Below are 6,556 nucleotides of genomic sequence, written 5' to 3' on the forward strand. Positions count from 1 at the left end.
GCGCCGAAACTTGCGGCCGTCGCCGTACCCGAGCCGTTGGACGAGCCCGACCCGAAGGCGGCGGTCAGCCAATCCGGATTATAGGGCGATTCCGCACGGCCGTAGACGCCGCGTTGCATGCCGCCATTGGCCATCGGCGGCATGTTGGTGAGACCGATCAGCACCGCACCGGCCGCCCGCAGCCTGGAGATCGCAAAGGCATCTTCCGTGGCAATCAGGTCGGCGAAGGCCGGCGAGCCGGAAGCGACGCTTAGCCCCTTCACCTTGTAGCTGTCCTTGGCGGTATAGGGGACGCCATCGAGCGGGCCGAGGCTTTCGCCGCGCGCCCGTCGGAGATCGGAAGCGCGGGCCTCAGCGAACATACCGGGATTGAGCACCGGCACCGCATTGAGCGTGATACCGTGCCGGTCGTAGAAGGCGATGCGGTTCAGATAGGCCGCGACCAGGCTGACGCTCGTCGTCTCTCCCGTCTCCAGTGCTTCACGCAGTTCGCCAATCGACGCCTCGACAACCTTCATGATGATCTTCCTCCAAGGGGCATGCTTGCGGATAATGAATGCCCGCCGCCGGCGGGCATCGCCTCTTTACGCGAGGCTCACCGTTCGCGATGCCATCGCACGGTTCTAGCTTCCGGTCTTTTCAGCGGCAATGTCCCATCTGGGACAGCGCCGCTCCCGACGGGGACGACTAGCGAACGCCCCTCGGCTCGATCGCGGCGAGAGAGTGCGCAGTGATGGCCGCCTGGACGCGGACGGTTCGTTAGAGGTGAAAAATTGTGCTTATGCATAATTTTCGGGCTTCAATCCTCCTGGCACGAAAGCAACTGCGGTTTCGGAAGAGGCACTTTGCCGTTTTTCTGCCTCCGAGAGGAATGGCATGGCCTTTGCATCGTGGTGGGAAAGCCACCGGGACCTGCAAGCCATGCGCGATTTCGACCGTCTTCTCTTCTCCGATCGCCCGGTTCGATAGGCCAATCCGTTGATCGTCTTTCCCGCGCCGAGACTTGCCGATCCTTCCGCCACGCCATTGCGGCTGCAGCGGGCCGAAGGCAATGCACGGCTCGCCCTTCATCGCCGCCATGGCGAAACACGGCTGAAAACCCTCTATCAGGAAGGCTGCGTCAAGATCCGCCTGCCGCGGCCCTTGCCGGGCCTTCCGCCGGAAGCGATCCTGATCAACACGGCGGGCGGTCTGGCCGGCGGCGACCGTATCGCCACCGAAATCGACATCGCCGGAACGACGGCTGCGACGATCACCACGCAGGCCTGTGAGCGCGTCTATCGGTCGACGGGCGAGGCCGCGACGGTGACGAACCGGCTGACGGTGGGGGCCGGAGCGCGCCTTGCCTGGCTGCCGCAGGAGACCATCCTGTTCGATGGCGGCCGTCTCTCCCGCCGGCTGGAAGTCGACCTGGAAGGCGATGCCGAGCTGGTGGCGATGGAGGCGGTGCTGTTCGGCCGCACCGCCATGGGTGAAATCCTCTCGCACGGCGCGCTGCAGGATCGCTGGCGCGTCCGCCGTGACGGCCGGCTGCTGTTTGCCGAGGATTTCCGCATTTCCGGCGAGATCGCCGCCCAGCTTTCCCGCTCCGCCCTGCTCGCCGGCGGCAGTTCCATGGCGACGGTCCTCTACGCCGCCCAAGAGCCTGAGCGGCTGCTGAACGCCGTTCGGGGCGTCATCGGCGATGCCGGCGGAGCGAGCGCTTGGAACGGCAAGCTGCTGATCCGCCTCGCTGCCGCATCAGGCCTTGCGCTGCGCCAACGTCTCGAACCGCTTCTCTCCCTTCTGCTCGGCGGCCGTCCGCTGCCGAAAGTCTGGCAATTATAGGAACAGGCCCATGAACCTCACCCCCCGCGAAAAGGACAAGCTGCTGATCGCCATGGCCGCCATCGTGGCGCGCAAGCGGCTGGAGCGCGGCGTCAAGCTCAACCATCCCGAGGCGATCGCGCTGATCACCGATTTCGTGGTCGAGGGCGCGCGCGACGGCCGCTCCGTTGCCGACCTGATGGAGGCCGGCGCACATGTCGTCAACCGCGACCAAGTGATGGAGGGCATCGCCGAGATGATCCACGACGTTCAGGTGGAAGCGACCTTCCCCGACGGTACCAAGCTGGTGACCGTGCACCAGCCGATCCGCTGATTTTAAAAAAGGACACGCGAATGAAAAGACTGTTTCTCGCCACCCTGCTCATGGTCGGTGCGGCCGCAAGCCCCGCTTTCGCCCATCTCGATCCGCTCGCACACGGCTCGCTCGGCGCCGGCTTCTCTCATCCGCTGACCGGTGTCGATCATCTACTCGCCATGGTCGCCGTCGGCCTCTGGGCCTCGCTGATCGGCGGGCGGGCGCTGTGGGCGGTGCCCGCGGCCTTCGTCGCGGCCATGAGCCTCGGTTTCCTGGCCGCGCTCGGTGGTTTCCATCTGCCCTTCGTCGAGCCGGTGATTGCGGCATCCGTCGTGGTCATCGGGTTGTTGGCGCTGGTCGCACTTCAGGTTCCGACGGCGATCGGCATGGCCGTGGTCGGCTTCTTCGCGCTGTTTCACGGCTATGCGCATGGCCTCGAGCTTGGCGGTGCGAGCGGCCTTGCTTTCATGGGCGGCTTCGTTGCGGCGACCGCGCTGCTGCACGGTGCGGGCGTGGCGCTCGGTCTCGGCATCGGCGGGCGTGCCGGCAGAATCGTCGCGCGGCTTGCCGGCGGCCTGACGGCGCTTGGCGGCCTCTGGCTGGTCGCGGGGGCATGACCATGATCCCGGGCGAAATCCTCACCGCCGAGGGCGACATCGTGCTGAATGCCGGCATCGATACCGTGACGCTGACGGTTGCCAATACCGGCGATCGTCCGGTCCAGGTCGGCTCGCACTATCATTTCTTCGAGACCAATCCGGCGCTCGCCTTCGACCGGGCGCTGGCGCGCGGCATGCGCCTCGACATTGCCGCCGGCACGGCCGTGCGCTTCGAACCGGGGCAGGAGCGGCTTGTCCGGCTCGTGCCGATTGGCGGCAAACGCGAAATCTACGGCTTCCGCCAGCAAGTGATGGGGAAACTCTGATGTCCGCAAATCTCTCTCGCGCCGCCTATGCGCAAATGTACGGCCCGACGGTCGGCGACCGCGTGCGGCTTGCCGATACGGACCTCTTCATCGAGGTGGAGAAGGATTTTACCATCTATGGCGAGGAGGTGAAATTCGGCGGCGGCAAGGTGATCCGCGACGGCATGGGCCAGAGCCAGGTGACGCGCGCCGAAGGCGCCGTCGATACCGTCATCACCAATGCGCTGATCGTCGATCACTGGGGCATCGTCAAGGCCGATATCGGCCTGAAGGGCGGGCTGATCGTCAAGATAGGCAAGGCCGGCAACCCCGATACCCAGTCCGGCGTCGATATCGTCGTCGGTCCCGGCACGGAGGTCATCGCCGGCGAGGGGCGCATCCTGACGGCCGGCGGGGTCGACGCGCATATCCATTTCATCTGCCCGCAGCAGATCGAGGAGGCGCTGATGTCGGGCGTCACCACCATGCTCGGCGGCGGCACCGGCCCCGCGCATGGCACGCTTGCCACCACCTGCACGCCGGGGCCGTGGCATCTGGCGCGGATGATCCAGTCCTTCGACGCCTTCCCGATCAATCTCGGCCTCTCCGGCAAGGGCAACACTTCGAAGCCGGCAGCGCTGGTCGAGATGATCGAGGGCGGCGCCTGTGCGCTGAAGCTGCACGAGGATTGGGGAACGACGCCGGCCGCCATCGACAATTGCCTTGCTGTCGCCGACGACTACGACGTGCAGGTGATGATCCACACGGATACGCTGAACGAAAGCGGCTTCGTGGAGGACACCATCGCCGCCTTCAAGGGCCGCACCATCCATGCCTTTCACACGGAAGGGGCGGGCGGTGGTCATGCGCCCGACATCATCCGCGTCTGCGGCCTTTCCAACGTCATCCCGTCCTCGACCAACCCAACGCGACCCTACACGAAGAACACCATCGCCGAGCATCTCGATATGCTGATGGTCTGCCACCATCTGTCGCCGTCAATCCCCGAGGATATCGCCTTCGCCGAAAGCCGCATCCGCAAGGAGACCATCGCGGCGGAGGACATTCTCCACGATATCGGCGCTTTCTCGATCATCTCTTCCGACAGTCAGGCCATGGGCCGCGTCGGCGAGGTGCTGATCCGCACCTGGCAGACGGCGCACAAGATGAAGGTGCAGCGCGGCCGGCTGCCCGGCGAGACGGGCGACAACGATAACCTGCGCGTGCGCCGCTACATCGCCAAATACACGATCAACCCGGCCATCGCGCAGGGCCTCTCGAAACATGTCGGTTCCGTCGAGGCCGGCAAGCGCGCCGACCTCGTCCTGTGGAACCCGGCCTTCTTCGGCATCAAGCCGGATATGGTTCTGGTCGGCGGCACCATCGCTGCCGCGCCGATGGGCGATCCGAACGCCTCCATCCCGACGCCGCAGCCGGTGCACTACCGGCCGATGTTCGGCAGCTATGGGCGGGTCCCGGCACTTTCCTCCGTCACCTTCGTCAGCCAGGCGGCCTTGGCCGGCGGGCTGAAGGCGCGTCTCGGCGTGACGAAGGACATGGTAGCGGTCGAGAACACCCGCGGCGGTCTTTCCAAGGCATCGATGGTGCTCAACGATGCGACCCCCCATGTCGAGGTCGATCCGGAAACCTATGAAGTGCGCGCCGACGGGGAACTTTTGACCTGCGAGCCTGCTACCGTGCTGCCCATGGCGCAGCGCTACTTCCTGTTCTGAGAGAGATCGTCTTGCCTTATCGCTCCACCGAAATCCTGCCATCCGGCGCCGGCGGCGATCGTCTGCCGATCGACGTGGTCGTGCTGGCGCACGACCAGCGCCACTTGCGCCGCAAGCTTCTGCATATGCAGCATGACGACGTCGTGATGCTCGACCTGAAAGCGCCGGTTCTGCTTTCCCATGGCGACCTTCTCCTGACGGAGACAGGTGAGACTATCGAGGTGATCGCGGCGGAAGAGCTGCTGTACGAGGTGACGCCGCGGGACAGCCTTCATCTCGTCGAACTCGCCTGGCATCTCGGCAATCGCCATCTGTCGGCGCAGATCGAGGAGGCGCGCATCCTCATCCTGCGCGACCACGTCATCCGCGACATGCTGACGGGGCTTGGTGCTGCCGTGCGCGAGATATCCGAACCCTTCCATCCGCTGCGCGGCGCCTATCACGGCCACGCACATCACCATCACGGCCATGGCTGAAACACGCGATCTCATCCGACTGATGACCTGGCTGTCGCCCGCCTTTCCGGTCGGCGCCTTTTCCTATTCCGGCGGTCTGGAACAGGTCGTGACGGATGGCGACGTGCGGGATGCCGGCACCTTGCTGGATTGGCTAGATAGCCTGCTCATGCAGGGCAACCTCTGGAATGACGTAGTGCTGTTTGCCGAGGCGCATCGCGCTGTCGGCGATGCGGATCGGCTGGGGGAGGTCGCGGCGCTGGCGGAGGCGCTGTCGGGCTCGTCGGAGCGGCATCGCGAGACCATGTTGCAGGGCGAGGCGTTCCTTGCGGCGGCGGCCGGCTGGCCGCATGCGGTTCTCGACCAGCTCGGCGGCACGGCGGCCTATCCCGTGGCCGTCGGCGCCGTTGCGGGCGCCCACGGTATTACGGCGGAGGCGGGGCTTGCCGCCTATCTGCATGCCGTCACCTCCAATTTCATCTCGGTCGCCATCCGCTGCGGCGTCATCGGCCAGAAGCACGGTGTGACGTTACTCGCCGGGCTGGAGGCGCGGATCGTAACGCTCGCAAACATGGCCGCACGCTCCACGCTCGACGATCTCGGCGCGGCGACCATGCGGGCGGAAATCGCGAGCCTCAGGCACGAAACCCTGCCGACAAGGCTCTTCCGCTCGTGAGCGGATATTCAATGGAGGTTCCCATGATATCGAAGAACGGCCCCCTGCGCGTCGGCATCGGCGGCCCCGTTGGCTCCGGCAAGACGGCGCTGACCGAAAAGCTCTGCAAGGCGATGCGCGAACACTATTCCGTCGCCGTGGTGACCAATGACATCTACACCAAGGAGGATGCGGAGGCGCTGATGCGCATGCAGGCGCTGCCGTCGGACCGCATCGTCGGCGTGGAAACCGGCGGCTGCCCGCACACCGCGATCCGCGAGGACGCCTCGATCAACCTCCAGGCCATCGCCGATCTCTCCCGGCGGTTCCCCGATCTGGATGTGGTCTTCATCGAATCCGGCGGCGACAATCTGGCGGCGACCTTCTCGCCCGATCTGGCGGACCTGACGATCTACGTCATCTCCGTCTGCCAGGGCGAGGAAATCCCGCGCAAGGGCGGACCGGGTATCACCCGTTCCGACCTGCTGGTCATCAACAAGAAGGATCTCGCCCCCTATGTCGGCGCGGATCTCGATGTGATGGAACGCGATGCGACACGCATGCGCGCCGAGCGTCCCTTCGTTTTCTCCGATATGAAACGCGGCGACGGCCTGGCGCCGATCGTCGATTTTCTGCGTTTGCACGGCGGTTTGTGAGCGATCGGCGCGCTTGCGCCAACCCTTCCGG

General features: G+C 65.4%; 9 protein-coding genes. 8 read left to right on the forward strand and 1 reads right to left on the reverse strand.

The genetic code is table 11. The features are described 5' to 3' along the window. The coding region (locus ACOZKU_RS27540; RefSeq protein ID WP_421581581.1) for an amidase family protein at positions 1 to 518 on the reverse strand (518 nt) is incomplete at its 3' end. A 460-nt stretch (positions 519 to 978) separates the two neighbouring features. Here ACOZKU_RS27540 and ACOZKU_RS27545 point away from each other — a divergent pair. The 8 genes from ACOZKU_RS27545 to ureG are packed head-to-tail and all read left to right on the forward strand — an operon-like array spanning position 979 to position 6,525. Continuing rightward, positions 979 to 1,827 (forward strand): urease accessory protein UreD, encoded by an 849-nt coding sequence (locus tag ACOZKU_RS27545; protein ID WP_421581582.1) that lies wholly within the window; start codon positions 979 to 981, stop codon positions 1,825 to 1,827. Between the two features lie 10 nt (positions 1,828 to 1,837). After that, positions 1,838 to 2,140, forward strand: coding sequence for an urease subunit gamma (locus ACOZKU_RS27550; RefSeq protein ID WP_117369807.1), 303 nt, complete (start codon positions 1,838 to 1,840; stop codon positions 2,138 to 2,140). A gap of 20 nt (positions 2,141 to 2,160) precedes the next feature. Next, the gene (locus ACOZKU_RS27555; protein WP_421581583.1) at positions 2,161 to 2,739 is read left to right on the forward strand and encodes a HupE/UreJ family protein; all 579 of its coding nucleotides are present in this window, start codon (positions 2,161 to 2,163) and stop codon (positions 2,737 to 2,739) included. Between the two features lie 2 nt (positions 2,740 to 2,741). Continuing rightward, positions 2,742 to 3,047, forward strand: a complete 306-nt coding sequence (locus ACOZKU_RS27560; RefSeq protein ID WP_421581587.1) for an urease subunit beta — start codon at positions 2,742 to 2,744, stop codon at positions 3,045 to 3,047. After that, positions 3,047 to 4,759: an urease subunit alpha gene (gene ureC / locus ACOZKU_RS27565; RefSeq protein ID WP_421581584.1), complete on the forward strand. Its 1,713-nt coding sequence runs from the start codon at positions 3,047 to 3,049 to the stop codon at positions 4,757 to 4,759. Before ACOZKU_RS27560 ends, ureC begins: the two co-directional genes overlap by 1 nt. Before the next feature lie 11 nt (positions 4,760 to 4,770). Next, positions 4,771 to 5,235 carry an urease accessory protein UreE gene (gene ureE, locus ACOZKU_RS27570; RefSeq protein WP_421581585.1) on the forward strand — a complete coding sequence of 155 codons (465 nt, stop codon included), beginning with the start codon at positions 4,771 to 4,773 and terminating at the stop codon, positions 5,233 to 5,235. Then, positions 5,219 to 5,890, forward strand: coding sequence for an urease accessory protein UreF (locus ACOZKU_RS27575; RefSeq protein WP_421581588.1), 672 nt, complete (start codon positions 5,219 to 5,221; stop codon positions 5,888 to 5,890). The genes ureE and ACOZKU_RS27575 overlap by 17 nt, the downstream gene beginning before the upstream one ends. A 23-nt stretch (positions 5,891 to 5,913) precedes the next feature. Then, positions 5,914 to 6,525 carry an urease accessory protein UreG gene (gene ureG / locus ACOZKU_RS27580; protein ID WP_314091720.1) on the forward strand — a complete coding sequence of 204 codons (612 nt, stop codon included), beginning with the start codon at positions 5,914 to 5,916 and terminating at the stop codon, positions 6,523 to 6,525. Positions 6,526 to 6,556: the final 31 nt, after the last annotated feature.

The sequence above is a fragment of the Shinella sp. M31 genome (assembly GCF_049199205.1).
Lineage (GTDB): Bacteria > Pseudomonadota > Alphaproteobacteria > Rhizobiales > Rhizobiaceae > Shinella.

Excerpts from the sequence above, each read along its gene's own strand:
- ACOZKU_RS27550 (WP_117369807.1), top strand. The coding sequence starts at position 1,838 with ATGAACCTCACCCCCCGCGAAAAGGACAAGCTGCTGATCGCCATGGCC.
- ACOZKU_RS27555 (WP_421581583.1), top strand. The coding sequence starts at position 2,161 with ATGAAAAGACTGTTTCTCGCCACCCTGCTCATGGTCGGTGCGGCCGCA.
- ACOZKU_RS27560 (WP_421581587.1), top strand. The coding sequence starts at position 2,742 with ATGATCCCGGGCGAAATCCTCACCGCCGAGGGCGACATCGTGCTGAAT.
- ureC (WP_421581584.1), top strand. The coding sequence starts at position 3,047 with ATGTCCGCAAATCTCTCTCGCGCCGCCTATGCGCAAATGTACGGCCCG.
- ureG (WP_314091720.1), top strand. The coding sequence starts at position 5,914 with ATGATATCGAAGAACGGCCCCCTGCGCGTCGGCATCGGCGGCCCCGTT.